General features: G+C 68.9%; 17 protein-coding genes. 8 read left to right on the top strand and 9 right to left on the bottom strand.

The window, feature by feature from the left end; translation table 11 throughout:
• The first annotated feature begins 5 nt into the window (after positions 1 to 5).
• The 4 genes from KEG57_RS02745 (at position 6) to KEG57_RS02730 (ending at position 5,725) form a co-directional block, all read left to right on the top strand.
• Positions 6 to 1,172, top strand: a complete 1,167-nt coding sequence (locus tag KEG57_RS02745) for an acyltransferase family protein (RefSeq protein ID WP_272418183.1) — start codon at positions 6 to 8, stop codon at positions 1,170 to 1,172.
• 124 nt (positions 1,173 to 1,296) lie between these two features.
• Positions 1,297 to 3,381, top strand: a complete 2,085-nt coding sequence (gene fusA / locus KEG57_RS02740; RefSeq protein WP_272418184.1) for an elongation factor G — start codon at positions 1,297 to 1,299, stop codon at positions 3,379 to 3,381.
• Between the two features lie 8 nt (positions 3,382 to 3,389).
• Positions 3,390 to 4,706 (top strand): hypothetical protein, encoded by a 1,317-nt coding sequence (locus tag KEG57_RS02735; RefSeq protein WP_272418185.1) that lies wholly within the window; start codon positions 3,390 to 3,392, stop codon positions 4,704 to 4,706.
• Positions 4,707 to 4,795: 89 nt separating this feature from the next.
• Positions 4,796 to 5,725, top strand: coding sequence for a cation diffusion facilitator family transporter (locus KEG57_RS02730; protein WP_272418187.1), 930 nt, complete (start codon positions 4,796 to 4,798; stop codon positions 5,723 to 5,725).
• Between the two features lie 148 nt (positions 5,726 to 5,873).
• Here KEG57_RS02730 and KEG57_RS02725 read toward each other — a convergent pair whose 3' ends face one another.
• Positions 5,874 to 6,302, bottom strand: a complete 429-nt coding sequence (locus KEG57_RS02725) for a DUF6918 family protein (protein WP_272418188.1) — start codon at positions 6,300 to 6,302, stop codon at positions 5,874 to 5,876.
• 319 nt (positions 6,303 to 6,621) lie between these two features.
• Here KEG57_RS02725 and KEG57_RS02720 point away from each other — a divergent pair, with 319 nt between their 5' ends.
• Positions 6,622 to 7,359, top strand: a complete 738-nt coding sequence (locus KEG57_RS02720; RefSeq protein WP_272458077.1) for a hypothetical protein — start codon at positions 6,622 to 6,624, stop codon at positions 7,357 to 7,359.
• 104 nt (positions 7,360 to 7,463) lie between these two features.
• A complete protein-coding gene (locus KEG57_RS02715; RefSeq protein WP_272418191.1) occupies positions 7,464 to 7,733 on the top strand; it encodes a hypothetical protein in 270 nt (89 codons plus the stop codon).
• Between the two features lie 4 nt (positions 7,734 to 7,737).
• Here KEG57_RS02715 and KEG57_RS02710 read toward each other — a convergent pair whose 3' ends face one another.
• The 8 genes from KEG57_RS02710 to KEG57_RS02675 form a co-directional block, all read right to left on the bottom strand.
• Positions 7,738 to 8,352, bottom strand: a complete 615-nt coding sequence (locus KEG57_RS02710; protein WP_272418192.1) for a hypothetical protein — start codon at positions 8,350 to 8,352, stop codon at positions 7,738 to 7,740.
• Between the two features lies 1 nt (position 8,353).
• On the bottom strand, positions 8,354 to 9,361 hold the full coding sequence (locus KEG57_RS02705) for a site-2 protease family protein (protein ID WP_272458076.1): 1,008 nt from the start codon (positions 9,359 to 9,361) through the stop codon (positions 8,354 to 8,356).
• Between the two features lie 32 nt (positions 9,362 to 9,393).
• On the bottom strand, positions 9,394 to 10,053 hold the full coding sequence (gene mobA, locus KEG57_RS02700; protein WP_272458075.1) for a molybdenum cofactor guanylyltransferase: 660 nt from the start codon (positions 10,051 to 10,053) through the stop codon (positions 9,394 to 9,396).
• On the bottom strand, positions 10,050 to 11,969 hold the full coding sequence (locus tag KEG57_RS02695; protein ID WP_272458074.1) for a molybdopterin biosynthesis protein: 1,920 nt from the start codon (positions 11,967 to 11,969) through the stop codon (positions 10,050 to 10,052). The genes mobA and KEG57_RS02695 overlap by 4 nt, the downstream gene beginning before the upstream one ends.
• 14 nt (positions 11,970 to 11,983) lie before the next feature.
• Positions 11,984 to 13,237 carry a molybdopterin molybdotransferase MoeA gene (locus KEG57_RS02690; protein ID WP_272458073.1) on the bottom strand — a complete coding sequence of 418 codons (1,254 nt, stop codon included), beginning with the start codon at positions 13,235 to 13,237 and terminating at the stop codon, positions 11,984 to 11,986.
• Positions 13,238 to 13,244: 7 nt separating this feature from the next.
• Positions 13,245 to 14,876 (bottom strand): NADH-ubiquinone oxidoreductase-F iron-sulfur binding region domain-containing protein, encoded by a 1,632-nt coding sequence (locus KEG57_RS02685; RefSeq protein ID WP_272418197.1) that lies wholly within the window; start codon positions 14,874 to 14,876, stop codon positions 13,245 to 13,247.
• A 21-nt stretch (positions 14,877 to 14,897) separates the two neighbouring features.
• On the bottom strand, positions 14,898 to 15,122 hold the full coding sequence (locus KEG57_RS02680; RefSeq protein ID WP_136928993.1) for a hypothetical protein: 225 nt from the start codon (positions 15,120 to 15,122) through the stop codon (positions 14,898 to 14,900).
• Positions 15,123 to 15,443: 321 nt separating this feature from the next.
• Positions 15,444 to 17,528: a DUF2330 domain-containing protein gene (locus KEG57_RS02675; RefSeq protein WP_272458072.1), complete on the bottom strand. Its 2,085-nt coding sequence runs from the start codon at positions 17,526 to 17,528 to the stop codon at positions 15,444 to 15,446.
• Between the two features lie 259 nt (positions 17,529 to 17,787).
• Here KEG57_RS02675 and KEG57_RS02670 point away from each other — a divergent pair, with 259 nt between their 5' ends.
• Positions 17,788 to 18,372 carry a helix-turn-helix domain-containing protein gene (locus KEG57_RS02670; RefSeq protein WP_272458070.1) on the top strand — a complete coding sequence of 195 codons (585 nt, stop codon included), beginning with the start codon at positions 17,788 to 17,790 and terminating at the stop codon, positions 18,370 to 18,372.
• Positions 18,369 to 18,797, top strand: a complete 429-nt coding sequence (locus tag KEG57_RS02665; RefSeq protein ID WP_272458069.1) for a DUF2203 domain-containing protein — start codon at positions 18,369 to 18,371, stop codon at positions 18,795 to 18,797. The genes KEG57_RS02670 and KEG57_RS02665 overlap by 4 nt, the downstream gene beginning before the upstream one ends.
• Positions 18,798 to 18,801: the final 4 nt, after the last annotated feature.

The following is an 18,801-nucleotide window of genomic DNA, read 5'->3' as shown; positions in this document are numbered from 1 at the left end:
CCCGCATGCCCCTCACCCTCGAGAGGCCGGCGCCGAGCGCGGGCCCGTCCTTGCCGCAGCTCGACGCGCTGCGCGGCGTGGCGATCCTCGCCGTCTTCGTCCAGCACCTCGGCGATCGATTCCTCCCGCTCGTGCGCGGCGCGGTGGAGGCGCGCGCGCCGGCGCCGCTCGTGCCGTGGATCCTGACGGTGCTCCACCACGCGTGGTGGGGCGTCGATCTCTTCTTCGTGCTCTCGGGCTTTTCGCTCGGGCTCTCGTGGATCCGTTCTGGAGGACAAACCCCGCGCGACTTCTTGCTCCGGCGCGCGGCGCGCATCCTGCCCGCGTACTGGGTCGCGCTCGTGGTGACGCTCGCCTTTCATCGCGGCGTGCTCGGCGCGCCCTCGTTCGCCGCCTCGCTCGCCGCGCATCTGTTGGTGCTCCAAGGATATGTGTCGCCAGGCGGGATCGTGATCATCGGGGCGACGTGGTCGCTCACCACGGAGGCGTGCTTTTATTTGGTCTTTCCGTGGCTCGCGCCCCTCGTCCTCAAGGAGGGCCGGCGCGCGCTCTGGATCGGCGCGGGGATCGTGATCGCAAGCTGGCTCGTGCGCATGCTGCTCCACGCGATCGTGCTCGAACCGGGGATCCACACGGGGCTGCTCGAAGCGACGCAGCGGCGGTGGATCCCGAGCCGGCTCGATCAGTTCGTGCTCGGCGCGCTCGCGGCGCGGGCGTTCGTCACGCTTTCACGATCCGAGCGCGCGGCCGCATGCGCGCCGTATGCGCTCGCCGCGTGCGTGCCCGCGCTCGTGATCGCGTTCCGGCTCGAGGGGCTTCATTACCTCGAACCGGGCGGCGGCGCGCCGTATGCGCTGCTCTCGCTCGTGACGGCGGCGCTCGTTCTTTCGGCGGTCCTCTGCCGCGGCCGCGCGCTCGTGATCGTCGCGCCGCGCCCGCTCGCCTTCGTTGGAATCGTGAGCTACGGGGTGTTTCTCTTTCATCAGCTCGCGCTCGGGCTCTCGGATCTCGAACCCTCGGCGCCGCCAACTTGGAAGAACCTCGCGCGGACCGCGTCGTTCGCGCTGGTCGCCTCGGTGATCGTGGGCTACGCATCGTGGGTGCTCGTCGAGCGCCCTTCGATGCGGTGGGCGAGCCAGAAAAGAAGGGAAACTCGTCCCTCACCGGCGTGACGAGACGGTGTCAGCCGGCACGCCAGTCCACTTTCCTCTGGCGTGACCGCCGGCTACCGATTATAGCGCGCCGCGTTTTTTGCCGAGAGCCGCCCTCCCCCGGTAGGCGGCAGGAGTCCTCTTCGTGATCAGCGATCTGTCCAGGCTCAGGAACATAGGAATCAGCGCCCACATCGACTCGGGGAAGACCACGCTGACCGAGCGCATCCTCTTCTACACGAAGAGGATCCACGCCATTCACGACGTGAAGGGCAAGGACGGCGTCGGCGCGAAGATGGACTCGATGGACCTCGAGCGCGAGCGCGGGATCACCATCCAGTCCGCGGCCACGCACTGCACCTGGGGCAACACCCAGATCAACATCATCGACACGCCCGGCCACGTCGACTTCACCATCGAAGTCGAGCGTTCGCTCCGCGTGCTCGATGGCGCGATCCTGGTGCTCTGCTCGGTCGCAGGCGTGCAGTCGCAGTCGCTCACGGTCGATCGCCAGATGCGCCGCTACGGCGTCCCGCGCATCGCGTTCGTCAACAAGTGTGACCGCGCTGGCGCGAACCCGCTCCGCGCGCGCGACCAGCTCCGCGAGAAGCTCAACCTGAACCCGGTGCTCTTGCAGCTCCCGATCGGCCTCGAGGACAAGTTCGAGGGCGTCGTCGACCTGATCAAGATGAAGGCGTTCCGGTTCGAAGGCGCGAACGGCGAGAAGATCCTCGAGTCGGACATTCCGGCCGGCATGCAGGCCGAGGCGCAGAAGTGCCGCGAGGAGATGCTCGACTCGCTGAGCATGTTCTCCGACGAGCTCACCGAGGCGATGCTCGAGGAGAAGGTCACCGAGGACCTCATCAACAAGGCTGTCCGCTCGGCCACGGTGAACCTCAAGATCGTGCCCGTGATGATGGGTTCGGCCTACAAGAACAAGGCCGTGCAGCTCCTGCTCGACGGGGTCACGAAGTTCCTGCCCTGCCCGACGGACATCACGAACCACGCCGTCGACCTGGAGAAGGACGAGGCGAAGATCACGCTCGAGAGCGACGCGGACAAACCGCTCGTCATGCTCGCGTTCAAGCTCGAGGACGGCCGCTTCGGCCAGCTCTCGTACCTGCGCGTCTACCAGGGCACGATCTCGAAGGGCAAGGAGATCACGAACACGCGCACGGGCAAGCGCCACAAGGTCGGCCGCCTCGTCCGCATGCACGCCGACGAGATGGAGGACATCGAGAACGCGGGCGCCGGCGACATCGTCGCGATGTTCGGCGTCGACTGCAACTCGGGTGACACGTTCACCGACGGCACGCTCAGCGTGGCCATGACGAGCATGCACGTGCCCGATTCGGTCATCTCGTTGACCGTGACGCCGAAGGACAACAAGGCGCAGGTCAACATGTCGAAGGCGCTGAAGCGCTTCACGAAGGAGGACCCGACCTTCCGCGTGGGCAGCGATCCCGAGACGAACGAGACGGTCATCCACGGCATGGGCGAGCTGCACCTCGACGTGTACATCGAGCGCATGAAGCGCGAGTACGGGGCCGAGGTGGTGACGAGCCCGCCGCGCGTCGCGTACCGCGAGACGATCACGCGCAGGATCGATTTCAACTACACGCACAAGAAGCAGACCGGCGGCTCGGGTCAGTACGGCAAGGTCGCGGGCTTCATGGAGCCCTGCGACGAGGCGTACGAGTTCGTCGACGACATCACGGGCGGCTCGATCCCGAAGGAGTTCATCCCCTCCTGCGACAAGGGCTTCCGCTCGATGCTCGCGAAGGGCCTCGTCATGCAGGCGCCCGTGACGGGCGTGCGCGTGACGATCAACGACGGTGCGGCCCACGCGGTCGACTCCTCGGACATCGCGTTCCAGGAGGCAGCGCGCGGCGCGTGGCGTGAGGCCTACCCGAAGGCGGGTCCGCAGATCCTCGAGCCGCTCATGAAGGTGGCCGCCGAGAGCCCGAGCGAGTTCCAGGGCGGCGTCGTCGGCATCCTGATGCAGCGCCGCGGCATCATCATCGGCACGACGGAGTCGGACGGCTTCTGCCGCGTCGAGGCAGAGGTCCCCCTCGCCGAGATGTTCGGGTTCTCGACCATCCTTCGCTCCGCGACGCAGGGCAAAGCTGAGTTTACCATGGAGTTCTCCCGGTACGCTCCGGTCCCCGGAGCGATCGCGGAGGAGCTCATCAAGAAGCACAAAGAAGAGCAGGCGAAGAAGGGGAAGTGAGGGCACCGATGTACCGCAAAGAGGTCAACGAGCGGAGCCCCATGCGGGTCTTCGAGAAGTCGATGCACGGCGGCCTGGGCCGCGGGAACGTGGGCGTCGTTCTCTCGCGCGCGGGCGTCGGCAAGACGGCGCTCCTCGTGCAGATCGCGCTGGACGATCTGCTGCGTGACCGGCGCGTGCTGCACATCTCGACGGAGCACGCCGTCGATCACGTGCGCGCTTACTACGACGAGCTGTTCCACGACATCGCCACGTACACGAAGCTCGCCGAGCCCGAGTCCGTGCGCCTCGATCTGGAGCGTCACCGGCTGATCTTCTCGCTCCTCGGTCACGCGAACACGACCGAGGGCGCGTCGTCGTCGATGAAGAAGCTCGTCGACACCGTGGCGTTCGCCCGCGAGATCGCGCACTTCTCGCCGGACGTGATCATCGTCGACGGCTTCGACTGCGCGCACGCGACCGAGGCGATGATCGACACGCTGAGCGCGCTCGCGCGGGATCACTCGGCCGAGCTCTGGCTCTCGACGACGACGAAGGCCGGCGAGGCGACGGCGGGCTCGGCGCCCGCGCCGGTCGATCGGTTCTTCGACAAACTCGGCGTCGTGGTCTTCCTCGACCCCGAGAAGGACGTCGTGCGCCTGCGCCTGTTGAAGGATCACGACAACAAGGAGATCGCCGATCTCTCGCTCCGCCTCGAGCCGCACACGATGCGGATCATCGACGCGGACATCCCGCCGGCCTCCGAGCGCCCGCGCGATGCCAAGCGCTTCCGCCTGTACTCGGGCGGCGCGAAGGGCGCGGAGGCGGCGTTCGGCGCGTGTGCGGAGCGCTGGGGCCTCACGGAGACGAACTACAGCTTCGAGGGCCACACGCTGCGCGAGCGCACGCGCGGCGTGCAGGTGCTGAGCGAGGCGGACCTGCGCCGCGGCGACTTCAGCCTGGTCTACGTGTCGAAGCGCCTCGGCCGCGTGCTCAGCGAGATCCCGCTGGTGCGCAACGTGCTGCAGACGATCTGGTACCAGATCAACGCGGCGCGCGAGGTGTTCGTCGTCGGCCAGATCCAGGACGATGGCACCGTGCGCGGCGGCACGGGCTGGGGCGCGGAGCTCGCGCGCCTCTGGAAGAAGCCGCTCTACGTCTTCGATCAGCAGAAGCGGACCTGGTTCCGCTGGAGCGGGACGGCGTGGGAGATGGCGACGCTGCCGATGATCAAGAGCGAGGCCTTCGCTGGCATCGGCACGCAGAACCTGACCGACGACGGCAAGCAGGCGATCGAGGAGCTCTTCCAGCGGTCGTTCGGCGACCCGCCCTCGAAGCGCGACTGACGTAGATCGCGGTAAGCAAAAACCCCCAGCATGCTTCGGCCTGCTGGGGGTTTTCTTTTTCGGGGCCTGCTCGTGATACAAGGGCTCCCGTGTCGTCGTCGGAAGACCATTCGACCTCCCATATCGTCCAGTCGCTGCTCGCCAACCTCGCCATCGCGGCGGGCAAGGGCGTGGTCGCGTTCCTGACGGGCTCGGGCGCGCTGCTCGCCGAGACGCTGCACTCGGCGGCGGACTGCGGCAATCAGCTCCTGCTCCTGCTTGGCGTGAACCGGGCGCGGAAGAAGCCGGACGCGTCGCACCCGCTCGGCTACGGGCGCTCGCTCTACTTCTGGTCGTTCCTCGTCGCGCTGCTCCTGTTCTCGGGCGGCGGCGTGTTCTCGATCTACGAAGGGATCCACAAGCTCGGCCACCCCGAGCCCGTGGAGAAGGTGCACCTCGGCCTCGGCATCCTCGGGTTTTCCCTGCTGCTCGAGGGCGGCGCGACGCTTTCGAACATCCGCGAGATGAACAAGCGCCGCGGGCAGAAGCCGTTCTTCCAGTACCTGAAGGACACGAAGGACTCGGACCTCGTCGTCGTCTTCGGCGAGAACGCGGCGGCCTCGCTCGGCTTGATCCTCGCGTCGCTCGCGCTGACGGCGGCGTGGCTCACGCACGATCCGAAGTGGGACGCGATCGGCAGCATCGCGATCGGGCTCGTGCTCGTGGCGGTGGCGGTCTTCCTCGCGGTGGAGATCATGTCGCTCCTGATCGGCGAGTCGGCTGATCCGGAGGTCGAGGTGGCGGTGCGGCAGACGGTCGCGGCGCACCCGAAGATCGATCGGGTGCTGCACGTGATCACGGTGCAGCAAGGGCCTGGCGAGGTGCTCGTCTGCGTGAAGGTGAGCTTCTACGACGGCGTGACCACGAACGAGGTCTGCGCGGCGATCAACGAGTTCGAGGCGTCGCTGCGCAACCGCCGGTCCGACGTACGCTGGTGCTTCGTCGAGCCGGACATTCCCCGCACGGCGCAGGTGGCCTGAGAGGCTGCCTTTTGCATCGACCGCATCGCGGTTGATGCACCAAAGGTCCAGGGCTGCGCCCTGGTTCGGGTCCAGGGGCGAAGAGCCCCTGGTCGGGCCCGGGGTGAAACCCCGGCGCTACGCTGTGGCGACAGCCCCCTTCCGAGAATCAGGCGTACTTTTCGATGACCTTCGAGAGGCGCGGGATGGCCTCCTCGACGTGCTTCTTGGCCGTGCCGCGCAGCGATTCGTAGGTCGAACGGACGAGCGCGTTTTTCGCGTTTTTCGATTTCGCGTCGGTCACGGAGAGCAGGGCGTCCGCGACGCGCCCGCGGTTGTCCTGGAAGAATTTGACGGGATTGCCGGCGGAGACGCCCTCGGCCCAGATCGGGTCCACCTTCGTGGCCATCTCGGGCAGGAGCGACTCGATGACGTGCGGAATGAAGCCGGGCTTGATGCCCTTGATCGCCTTGTAACCGGCCTTCAGCGGCAACGCGGCGAGCCCCTTCGACGCGACCTCTTCGTCGATCAGCGTGGCGCAGTCGGAGATGATCCGACCCTTCTTGTCCTTGTCCGCGAGCGCATCGGAAAGTCCCATTCTTTTTTCCTCCAATTCGTAGAAGCGCGGCCTTCCTAGCACATGCACCGCGTCATGCGCGAGTTTCACGCCCCGCGCGAAACGCGTGCGTCCGCCCCGAGCAAGCACCTTTTGTCGCGACCCTCGCTGAGCTCGGCGCATCGAATGGACATGCGCGTTCGCTTCAAGTTGGTAACATGAGGCACTAGCTGATCCTACGGCTTGGATTCGGGGGGATCCAATGAGTTCGAGTTGCAGCGTCTGTGGGGGGACCCGGGAGGGCGAACGCCCGGGGACGGAGGGGACGATCTGTCCCCGGTGTGTGTCGGAGGTGTTTGCCGTGCGTTTTCGGAGTCGAACGGACAACTCGGACGACGATCCGACATGCAACTGGGCGCCCGGCAAGGGCCGCGAGGGGCCGCGGAGCGTGCGGGATCGGATTGATGATCTGCAGGAGCTCGCGGACCAGTCGCGTTCGTCGAAGCTGCCGCCACCGCCGCCCGATTTCGGCGAGGTGTCGATGAGCATCCGCGCGGCGATCCGCGGCATCGACCTGTTCCCGGCGCGCGCGGCGGTGCCACCGCCACCGCCGGCCCCGGCGAGCAGCGACGCCCCGCGCGAGCGGGAGCCGACCTCGTCGCGTCCGCGGCCGATCACGTTCGACCGAATGCTCCTGGCGGTCGCCGTGGGTGGGTCGCTCGTGATGGGGTACAAGGTCGGCGAGGAGCGAGCGGCGCGGTCGGGGCGTTCGTCGCTGTCGGCGCCGGAGCTCGCGGGCAAGGTGTTGCCGAACGCGACGGAGCGGGCGCATCGGATCGCCACGAACTTCCAGCTGGCGATGACGCCGCCGCGCGTGGAGGAGCCGGTGAAGACGCTCCCCGACGCGAAGCCTACGCCGATGCCCGCGCCGAGCTGGCAGAGCCACGCGCCCCGGGCGAATCGGAATGCGGCGCCCGTCGCGAAGGCGCCCGCGCCTGCGCCCGCGGCGGAGGCCGAAGAGGAGCCGACGCCCTCGGTGCCTCCGCCTACGAGGTCGCTCGTCGAGGCGATGGCGGAGGCGGTCAAAGCGAAGCCTTGAATTTCGCGTGCCCTTTTCGCGACGCGGCCGCGAGCGAAAAGGGCACGAGCAGCATCTCTTGATACGTACTTAGAGCTGTCACGTCTTACCTTCGAGAGAACGACATGCGCTTTCTTGCACCTCACATTCGCCGCCGTCCATTCAATCCCCGCCACGAACGGAGGCCCGTCCCGGCCGATCCCTGGTCTTTTACGACGAACGAATACATGGAGAGCGTGACGTTCGTCGAGTTTGTCTTGGCCGATTTCGAGGACGACGAGGAGTGTTACGGGCCCGGTTCCGCCGCGGACGCGCATATGACGGGCGCGCGTGTGGCCCGGGCGCGGCGCATGGGGCGGCCGCGTGCGGGGCTCCGCCGGCGCGCGGCGGGGTGAGGCGTCAGCGCGGGCAGTCCACGTCGGGATTCTTGCGGTCGGAGGGCGCGCCGGAGTCCTCGAGCCCGAGGATGCCCACGAGGAGGCCGAGGGTCCCGATGGACTCCTCCAGCGCCGGCAAACGGTCGAGGTTTCCTTGTAGGCCGATCGTGACGTAGGTGAGCGAGCGGCACAGAACGAGGGCCTTCGGATCGTAGGTCTTGCGCACGGGGATCCCGGCCGCGAGCATTCCGTACAGGCCGACGTTTCCGTACGTGGCGTCTTCGAGGGTCTGCAATCCGAGGGAGAGGCCGGCGGTCCCGAGGATCGCTAGTTTCGCGTCCGTCGAGCCCACGAAAATCCCCGGCCGCATTCCGAGGCCGAACCCGAGCGGCGATCCGCGCAGGTAGGCCCCCGAAGCGAGGCCCCACCGCCGCGCGGTCTCGGCGAGCGGCCTGCGGTTGGTGAGGTCGTCCGCGGGCTGCATGTCCACGTACATGTTCGCGTTTGCCTCGACGCCGCCCACGGGCGTGCCGTCGCGCGACGCTACCGTCGGCCCGAGCTGCGTGTGTCCGAGAACATTACAACCCGTGACGAGCAGCGCGAGCGCGAAGAGTGGGGCGGGGGAGGCGAAGCTCATTTCAATACTTCGACCAGGGCGTGGGCATGAAGAGCAGGACGAAGACGACGAGCGAGAGGACCGCGATGCCGCGGCGCACGGGCGAGAGCTCGCCGGGCTCCGTCGGGGGATGGTCCTTGCCGCCGAGCCGGCCGAGCAGGTGGACCAGGACGAACCACACGAGCCACGAGATCGAATTGCCGACCGCGTCGCCGATGCCCTCGCCGGCCCGCAGCGCCGGGGGCAGGAAGCGGGCGAGGTTCAGGAGGAACATGCCGAGCATCGTCACGTGGACGATCCGGGCATAACGATTTTGCTTTTCGCCGAAGAGGGCGTACGCGATGTGCCCGCCGTCGAGCTGGCCGACGGGGACGAGGTTCAACATGGTGACGAAGAGCCCGACCCAGCCGGCGAACGCGGGGCCATTGAGGAAGACGTCGTGCCCCGGGGGAATTGTGCCGAGGGCGAGGCGCTTCAGGACGAAATAGAGGAGGCATTGCCCCTCCTGGATGCCCTCCTCGGGAATGGGCAGGACGGGCGAGGTGCGCAGGCCGTAGAGGATCACCGGAATGGCAACGAGGAGCCCGGCGAGCGGGCCGGCCGCGCCGATGTCGAGCAAGGCATTGCGGCTCTTGATGCGGCCGCTCATGCCGATGACCGCGCCCATCGTGCCGAACGGGCTCAGGAGCGGGAGGGGAATGAAAAAAGGGAGCGAGGCGGGGACTTTGTGGAGGCGCGCCGCGAAGTAATGGCCGAGCTCGTGCGTCAGCAGGATGGCCATGAGCGGAACGGTATAAGTCCACGCGCGAAGCACGCCGCGGAGCTGCTCGGCGAACGGCGCGCCTTCGGGGACGAGGCCGTTCGAGAGGGCGAAGGTGACGAGCGTCGAGGCGATGGTCAGGACGAGGAGGAGCAGGTTTTTCTGCCACCGGAGCGGGCCCGCGGCGGGCGCGGGGTCGGCATAGGGATCGGGCAGAGGCGCCTCGGCCGCGGGGGGAAGGTCGGTCGTCTCGGCTTGGTCCCTTTGCATCGGGCGTAGCGTGGCTGGCATCCGTCCTTCGCTCAAGCCGGATCGCTCGGCCGCGGCAGGCCCGCGACGTCGAGCGCCGCGCGCCAGTCGTCGGGCGTGTTGAGGTTTCGCAAGGCGAGGATTTCGTCGCCGGAAAGGGAAAGGCCCGGCGCCTCGCGGAGCCGATCTTCGGGGACGACGAGGGTGCGCACGCGCTCGAACAGGAAAAACGGGCGGAGGCGATCTTCGGCGAGGAGGTGGTCGATCTCGGATTTCACCGAGACGCCGTAGACGGCCGCGAGCGGGTGGTAATGGCCGCCGGCGCGAGGAACGGCGACGTCGTGCGCAGAGCCGCGGAGATCCCAGAGAAAACGCACGAGCGCGGGGTCCACGAAAGGCGCGTCGGTGGAGGAGACGAACGCGGCGTCCGCTTTGCCCGCGAGCGCCGCGAGGCCGACCGCGATGCCCTGGAGAGGTCCGCGGCCCTCGACGGGGTCTTCGGCGATGGCGACGTCGGGCGGGAGAGGTGGGAGCGCTTGCCCAGGGGCGCAGACGACGACGAGGGGCGCGGCGACGTCGGCGAGGCGACGCACGACGCGCTGGAGGAGGACCTCGTCGCCAAAGGGGAGCCAGGCCTTGGGGCGGCCCATGCGGCTGCTGCGGCCGCCCGCGAGGACGACGGCGCCGAGGCTGGCGATGACGCCTCCGCTCATGCGAGGAGTCCTCGGTCGCGCAGCGCGGCGCGGGCCGGTTCGGATGCGAGCTCGGCGAGGAAGGCGCGCACGGCGGGACGGGCGAGGCGGTTTTTGGGGACGACGAAGTCGAAGCGCTCCTCGCCGAGCGGAAGGAAGCCGAGGCCACGATCCCGCGCGACGATGTCGATCGCGATGCCAAAATCGGCGCGGCCTTGCGCGACGGCCGCGGCGACGGCGCGGTGGGACGAGGCCTCGACGGAGTGGCCGGCGGGGCGCGCGTCGCCGAGGAGGCGATCGTAGAGCGCGCGGGTGCCGCTGCCGCGGTTTCGGTTGATCATCACGATGCCTTCGGCGCACGCGGCCTCGCGGACGGCGTCCTCGGCGCGCTTGCCCTCGAAGCGCGGATCGCCGGGGCGGAAGACGACGCCTTGCATGCGGCCGTAGCCGCGGACGAGCTCGATGTCGGGGCTGAGGAAGGGTTCGTTGTAGGTGCCGGTGTTCGGGTCGTAGAGGTGCACGCCGGCGAGGTCGCATTCGCCGCGGCGCACGGCCGCGAGGCCGGCTTCGCTGCCGACGGCGATGAGCTTGCTCGTGGTGCCACGCGCGGCCAGGCGGCCGAGCAGGACGTCGAGGCCGACGCAATGGCTGCCGATGACGACGAGATCGACCTGCCGCGGGCGGGATCCGGCGATGGGGTGGATCACGACGGTGTCGCCGGCGTCGAGCATCTCGACGTGCTCGTCGACGATGAAGAAGCCGTCGGCTTGCGAGAACGTGGTGACGGAGCCCGAGCCCTTGCCGATGGGATACGCGACGCGCTCGCCGTGCTCGTCCGGGACGAGGCGCACGAGCACGTACTCCGTGCGGCCGTGCTCGCTCGTGACGCGGAACGGCAAGCGCGCCGCGACCGTGTCGTCCGCGCGCTCGGAGAGGCCCGCGAAGGCGCGGATGACGGGCGCGACGAACTCGTGGAACGTGAAGATCGCCGAGGTCGGAAAGCCAGGGAGGACGACGACGGGTTTGCCGGCGGAGACCGCGAGGCAGAGAGGTTTGCCAGGCTTGAGCGCGACGCCGTGCACGACGATGCCGGGCGGTTCGAGGGCTTCGGCGAGGACACGCGCGTTGAGGTCGCCAGGTCCTTTCGAGGTGCCGCCCGAGAGGAGCACGACGTGCGCTTCGGCGAGGCAACGCGCGAGGGCTTCGCGCACGGAGGTTTCGTCGTCGGGCACGATGCCGGCGAGGATCGGCTCGCCGCCAGCTTCGCGGACGGCGTCGGCGAGAATGCGCGCATTCGAATCGTAGACAGAGCCCGGCGGGAGAGGTCGACCCGGCGGAACGATCTCGTCGCCCGTCGAGAGGATCGCCACGCGAGGCCGCGCGAGCACGGCGACACGGTCGAGGCCGATCGCCGCGAGGACGCCCGTTTCCCGCGAGGTGAGCCGCTCCTTCGCGCGAAGCACGACCTCACCCTGCGCGACGTCGGTGCCCGCGTAGGTGATCCATCGGCCGGGGATCGTGGCCTTCGTGATCAGCACGTCGTCGCCGTCGAGGAGCGTATGCTCGACCATGACGATCGCGTCGGCGCCGCGCGGCACGGCGCCGCCCGTGGGGATCGCGAGGGCCGTGCCCGGCTCGACGGTGACGTCGGGAATGCGGCCCATCGCGACGACCGCGGGCAAGCGTCGGAGCCGACGCGGCTCGTGTTCGCTCGCGCCGAAGGTGTCGGCGGCGCGCACCGCGTATCCATCGACGTTCGAGCGATCGAAGCCGGGCACGTCGATGGGGCTCGCGACGTCCTCGGCGAGCAAGCGCCCGAGCGCCGCGTCGAGCGGGACGACCTCGATGCCGATCGCGCCGAGCTCGCCGATCGCCGCGCGGAAGCGCCGCTCGGCCTCGTCCCGGTCCACGACGTTGAGGAACTGCGCTTGCTTCACGACGCCCCCCGAGGTCAATCGTACAGGAAGACCTCGACCTCCTCGCCCTCGCCATGGCCCTCGCTGCCGGCCGGGACGAGCACGACGCCGTCCGCGCGGGTCGTGGAGGAGAGAATCGACGCGCCGCTCGTCATGATCGGCGTCACGAGCGCGCCGTCGTATTGCACGCGGACATAATCCACGCGGCCGAGCTCGGAGACGATCTTCGCGACGAGCCGGCCCTTTCCACGCGCGTGAGGCCACGCACGAGGCAGGCCACCGAACGCACGGATCGTTGGACCTGCAAAGAACTCGTACGCACACAAACAAGAGACCGGGTTGCCCGGCAGGAGGAAGACGGGGCGCGGGCGATCGCGGCCGGGGACGAAGCCGAAGCCAGCCGGGCTCGACGGACGCATCGCCACGCCGTGTACCGTGACCTCGCCGATCTCGGCGAGCGCGAGCGGCGCGTGATCCTCGGGGCCCACGGACGAGCCGCCGGAGACGAGCACGACGTCCTCGTCGCCCCCGGCGATCGCGTCGCGCACGAGCTCGTACCGATCGACCGCGCGCACCGTGGGCGAGAGCGCGCCGCCGTCCCGCGCGACGAGCGCCGCGAGCACCACGCTGTTCGAGTCCACGATGCACGATCCCTCGGGCATGCTGCCCGGCGCGAGCAGCTCGTCCCCCGTGATCACGACCCGCACGCGCGGCCTGCGCACGACCGGCACGAGGCCCGCGCCGACGCTCGCCAGAAGGCCCACGTCCTGCGGCCGGAGCTTGCGGCCTCGCCGCGCCACGATCGTCCCGGCCGGCACGTCCTCACCGATCCCACCCACGTGCTTGCCGGGCGACACAGGCTCCGCGACGGAGACGATCGTCTGACCGCCCCGCGTGACCTCCTCGGCGCGCTCGGCCATGAGGACCGCGTCCGCACCCTCGGGCACCGGCGCGCCCGTCGTGATGCGCACGGCCTCGCCGCGACGGAGCACGCCTGCGAACGGCCTTCCCGGCCTTGCCTCGCCGATCAGCACGAGCGAGACGGGCGCGTACGTGCTCGCCCCGAACGTCGATTCCCCGACGACGGCCCATCCATCCATCGCGGCGCGGCGGAAGTGCGGCACGCTCGCGGCGGCGGCCACGTCTTCCGCGAGCACACGCCCGGCCGCCTCCGTGACGCGTACGCGCTCGGCTTCGAGCTCGCCTGTGCGCGACGCGAGCGTCGCAACCGCCTCCTCGACGCTCGCGCGCTTCCGGAAGCCGCGCATGCGCACGTCTCGCACGCCCATGGCTCGATCAATCCTCCGGGAAGCGCGCGCGCACGTCGTCCTCGAAGGCGCGCAGGACGGAGAGGAACGGCGCGATCGCGACCTGACCGAGGCCGCAGATCGAGGTGTCGGCGAGCGTCTCGGCAAGCTCGGACAGCACCACGAGGTGACGCTTCTTCCCGCGTCCGAGCACGGCTTCTTCGAGGATCGCGACGGCCTTCTCCGTGCCCACGCGGCACGGCACGCACTTGCCGCACGACTCGTTGCGGAAGAACGCCACGACGTTCGTGACGAGATCCACGATGTCCGCGCCTTCGCACACCACGAGCACCGCGCCCGATCCGAGCATCGATCCGCGCTTCTGGAGCGCGTCGAAGTCGAGCGGCGCGTCCACGGCATCCGCGCGCAAAAAGTTCGACGAGGCGCCGCCGGGCGCGATCGCGAGGATGGGCTTTCCGTCCTTCGTGCCGCCGGCCATCGCGATAAGCTCGCCGATCGTCGTGCCCATGGGCACCTGATAGACGCCTGGCTTTGCGACGTCACCCGAGAGCGCGATGAACTTGAGCCCACCCGAGCCCCGCACGCCGCGCGCCTTCCACGCCTCGGCGCCCTCTTTCACGATGAGCGGGACGTACGAGAGCGTCTCGACGTTGTTGATCAGCGTGGGCCGACCGAAGAGCCCCTTCTGACCGGGGAACGGCGGCTTGTTCCGCGGCTCGCCGCGGTTGTCTTCGAGGCACTCGAGCAGCGCCGTCTCCTCGCCGAGGATGTATCCGCCCGGTGAGACGGCAATCCGCACGTCGAAGGGCAAACCTGGTCCGAGCGCGTCGGGACCGAGCGCGCCGCGCTGCCGTGCTTCCTCGATCGCGCGAGCGAGGTTGTCTCGCTCGGGACCGTACTCGTGGCGGATGAACACGATCCCTTCGGAGGCCCCGACGACGAGCGCCGCGATGGCCATGCCCTCGATCACGAGGTGCGGCAGCTCGTCGAGGATCACGCGGTCCTTGAACGTGCCCGGCTCGCTCTCGTCCGCGTTGCACACGACGTACTTCGGGCGTGCCGTCTCCTTGCGGACGAGCTTCCACTTGAGCCCCGTGGGGAACCCCGCGCCGCCCATGCCACGCAGCCCGCTCGTTTCGAGCGTCGCCTGGACGCGGTCGCCCGCGAGCGCATCCCCGCGGAGCGAAGCGAGCACGCCGTAGCGGGATGCTTGGTCCTCGTACGGATCACTCGCCCAGCGTCGCGACGGCGGGGAGGGTGCTCGTTCGGGCCGCGGCTCGTCGGCCCAGCGGACGGCTATGGCGAAGGCGTCGAGGTCCCCGGCGTACACCGGTCGCTCGTTCAGCGCGGCGGCCGGCGCTCGATCACATCGGCCGAGGCAGCTCACCTCGCGCACTTCCACCGAGGGATCGCCGCTGACCACCTGCCGCGCCCGCGCCAAAAAATCGCGGCCGCCGGCGAGCCTGCACGTCACGTCGCGGCAGAGCGCGACCTCCACGCGCGGCGGAGGTTTTCGGCGGAAGTGCGGGTAAAACGAGACGAGCCCTTCGAGCCGGTAGAGCGGAACGCCGAGCTTCTGTGCGAGCGCGGCGAGGCGCTCGTCGTCGAGCCAGCCGTGCTCGTGCTGTAGGTCGGTTAGCGCGTCGATGATGGCGCCCACGTGCGCCCCCCTGCTCCGCGATCAGCGGCAGAGCCTGCCGATGTCCGTGATGCGCTCCTTGAGCTCCTGCGGTGGCAGGAACACGCCCAGCGCGGCCTGGAGCGTGGGGAGCGCACGCTCGAGATCGTCGCGCTTCATCTTTGCGGCATCGACGCCGATTCGCGCGAACGCCCGCTGGATCGTGCCCTTCGCGAATACCGGCGAAAGGCCGCTACGCTGGACTACTTGATCGAACAGGGAGTCCACGCGGGCGCCATCCTTCGTTGAGCGGGTTCATGCATCCCGAGCCGATCGATCATATCGGATCTCGTGACTCGTGGGGCGTGTGGGCGATCTTCGCCCGTGCCGCGTTGACGCTGTACCGCCTCGCGAGTCTGGCGCCCGGCGCGATGCATGGTTCTCGTATCCTACCATGCCGGCCCAGACGGCAACACGGCCCATCGGGGGATCGCCCGACGTTTTCCTGCCAAGCCAACGGTGCCTTGGCGCATGCCCGCTCGCCCCGGACAGCCTCGGAAGCGGGCATGCAGAACGGCGCGCAAAGGCCGACGCACCAAGGCCGCCTGCTCAAGTCGACGAACGTTCGCGCCGGGGTTTGTCCTTGGCGCTGCGCCGTGAACGATCGGGCCGCGCCAGGCGACGAAGCGGCGCGAGGATGGCGAGCAAGCCCAGCGTGATGACGGACGCCTTCGGCCCACGCTTGCGCATCTTTTTCGCCGGCGCGTGACGCACGACCGACGACGCGTCGTCGCGGTGGGACACGTCGATCGTCGCGACGCGTCGAGCTGCGCTGCTCGACTTGCGCGCCTCTTCCCAGTCGCCCCAGTCGTCGCTGCTGTCGCTGTCGTCGTCGGTGTCGCCGCTGCAGTCCGAGTCGCTGCTGTCGCTGCTGTCGCTGTCGTCGTCGGTGTCGCCGCTGCAGCCCTCGCTGGACGAGTCGTCGTAGGAGTCGTCGTAGGAGTCGTCCTCGGACGTGTCGCCACTGCAGTCCTCGCTGGACGAGTCGTCGTAGTAGTCGTCCTCGGACGTGTCGCCGCTGCAGTCCTCGCTGGACGAGTCGTCGTAGTAATAATCGTCCTCGGTCGTGTCGCCGCTGCAGTCCTCGCTGGACGAGTCGTCGTAGTAATCGTCCTCGGTCGTGTCGCCGCTGCAGTCCTCGCTGGACGAGTCGTCGTAGTAGTAGTCATCGCCGCCGCTGCCCGTGTCGTCGGGGACCACCGGATCCGCGGTGCCCACGCAGGAGCATGCGACGTCGCTGTCGTAGTCGTCGTCGTACCAACCGGCCGATCCGCCGACGCCGACGCCGTTCGATGCACCTTGCCCGCCCGAGCTATTGTTCCCTCCCGAACTGCTGCTGCCGCTGCCCGTCGTGCTGCTGCTGCTGTTGTTGCAGGAGGCGAGATCGAGGCTCGTCGCAGTGAGCAAGGGATCCACGTCCGAAGCCGCGGCCTCGAACGTCACAGGCCACGTGCTGCCGGCCGCGTTTTTCGCGATGAACAGCGTCGCGCGCGTGAGCACCGCGTCCTTCGGGACCATGCCGGAAAGCGCGACGGCGAGATCGTCCGTGATGCCGCCGCAACGCAGCTTCGCGGGATCGATCTCCGCACCCGCGGGCGACTCCACACACGCGGGGCCACCATCCACGATGCCGAGTCCGGCGCGCGGACACGTCTCGGCCACCGGATAAGATTCGTCGAGCGCGATGGCGGCCGTCGTGATGCAAGCCGACGTGCTCGGGTTGCCGTCGCCGTACGTCGCGGCGCGCTGGAAGAAACTCGTCACCACGCCCGTGACGGAGCCCGTGCCGTTTGCGATCGGCACGTTGCGCACGAGCGCGTCGTGGCTCGCCGCCTCGATCAACACCGCGCTCTTGCCCCAGGCGAGGAGCTCCTGCTCGCGCAGCTCCGCGTAGTTCGACGCGTCGTTGCCCGCCTCCCAGGAGAGAGCGTTCGTCGTGAGCGTGATCGGCTTGCTGCCCGAAAGAGCGGCCCTTCCCTTGCCGAGCAGCCACGCTGTCACGCGTAGATCCGCGGCGCCGGCGCGCGTGAGGGCGAGCGGGAGCACGGGGTCTGCCGCCTCCGATACGACGCGCAAGGTGGACGTGACGAACGGCGCGCTCGGCGCGTTGAAGCGCTCGGCGAAGAAGCGTTTTCCGGCCATGTCGTCGAGCGCGGTGGCGACGTCGGGCGAGATGTCGAAGCCATGCAGGTTCGCCCACGCGAGGACCGCGGCCGTGTCCGGCAAGAGGACCGATTCGACGGGCGCGAGGCTCTCGACCGCGCCGAGATCGTCGGTCACGTGGAACGGATCCGATCCGCCCGAAGGGTCTTCGCCGGGGCACGTCGGGGTCACGCCCGTCGGCGGGAAGATGCGCGGCGCGGTGGCGGCGTTGAGGGCCTCGAGCCACGCGTCGGAGCTGTGATCGAGCGCGGCGCCCGGTGCGACGGGCACGATGATCCCGAACGGTCCGCTGTCGGCCGATGCGCGGAGGCTCGTCCAGAGCGCCACGCGCGTGGGGCCGACGGCGACGGCCACGCGCTGCTCGATCGGCGTGGCCTCTCCACTCGGGAGCCAGGCGCCGGCCGCGTCGGCGGGCTGGGTCATGGCGAGGGTCGTGATCGCGGCGAGGCTCGTGAGAGGGAGCAAGCGCAAGTGCATGCCCAGCCCGTGAGCAAGCGACGTGCCTCCGCCGAATTCAAGCGACGATGCGGAGTTTCGTGCTTTGCCGCGCGGGGTGAGAACCGTCGTTCATAGCGGGCGCGCGCGAACGCGGAGGGAAACGACAACGCCGCATGTGCGGACCTAAACACGCAAGGCCACGCGGCGAGTCCCCTTGCCGGTTACGTAACCTCATGTACCCTCGAAACCCGTGGATCCTCATGCCCCTGCTCCGCGCACCGATTCGCCCGCCGTGGCGGGTGCCCCTGCGGAGACGGACCGCCCGCGCGAAACGCAGCTTTTGACCACCGGTGAGATGGCGCGGCTGTCGAACAGCACGCTGCGAACGGTGCGTTTCTATGAGGAAGAAGGCATCTTGCGGCCCGCCCGGCGCACCGACGGCGGGCATCGGCTCTTCGAGCGCTCCGAGCTCGATCGGCTGATGCTCGTGACGGACATGCGCATGGCCGGCCTGTCGCTCGACGACATCAAGGCCATCCTCGACGTGAAGAAGACGGCGTCGTCGGGGTCGGCGGCCGCGCAGCAGGCCACGAAGGTCCTCGCCGCGCGCATCGACGAGCTGAAGGAAAAGCTCGCGGTCCTGAACCGCCTGCGCGACGACCTCGAGGAGACCACGAAGATCGTCGAGCCTTGCATGAAGTGCGAGGACGAGAAGGCGTTCCCGACGGCCTGCGAGACGTGCACCGTGATGACGTCGCACCCGGTCTTGCCGCGGAGCGTGCGCGTGCTCTGGTCGATCAACCCGTGCAACCACGATCAGGCGCGCAAGGTGCTGGCGCCGCCGGGCGGGGCCGAGGGCGAGAAAGAGTCCCCTTGAGCGTCCGGCGGATCTGGACGCCCGCGGAAGCGAACGCGCTCGTGCCGCGGCTGTCCTTGCTCGTCGGCGAGCAGATGCGCCGCGCGTTCGACATCGACCAGCGCCTGCGCGCGATGCGTGCGCGAGGCCAGGGCGGCCGCCTGCTCGTGATGATCGAGGGCGAAGAGACGCTCGACGCCGAGGAGCGAGCCCTCCGCGCGGAGCTTCTGGTCTACGAAGACGGCTTTCGCGCCATCGAGGAGCTCGGCGTGACGGTGAAGGATCCGCGCATCGGCCTTTGCGATTTCCTCGGGCAGATCGAGGGCCGCGACGTCTGGCTCTGCTGGCGGTACGGCGAGCGTGCCGTCGAGCACTGGCACGAGCTCGATCAGGGGTTTTCGGGGCGCAAGCCCATCGGGATCCCTTCGAAGCCGCTGTATAACTGACCAT

It is taken from the genome of Polyangium jinanense, assembly GCF_028435365.1.
This window is presented reverse-complemented; position numbering and strand designations above follow the sequence as displayed.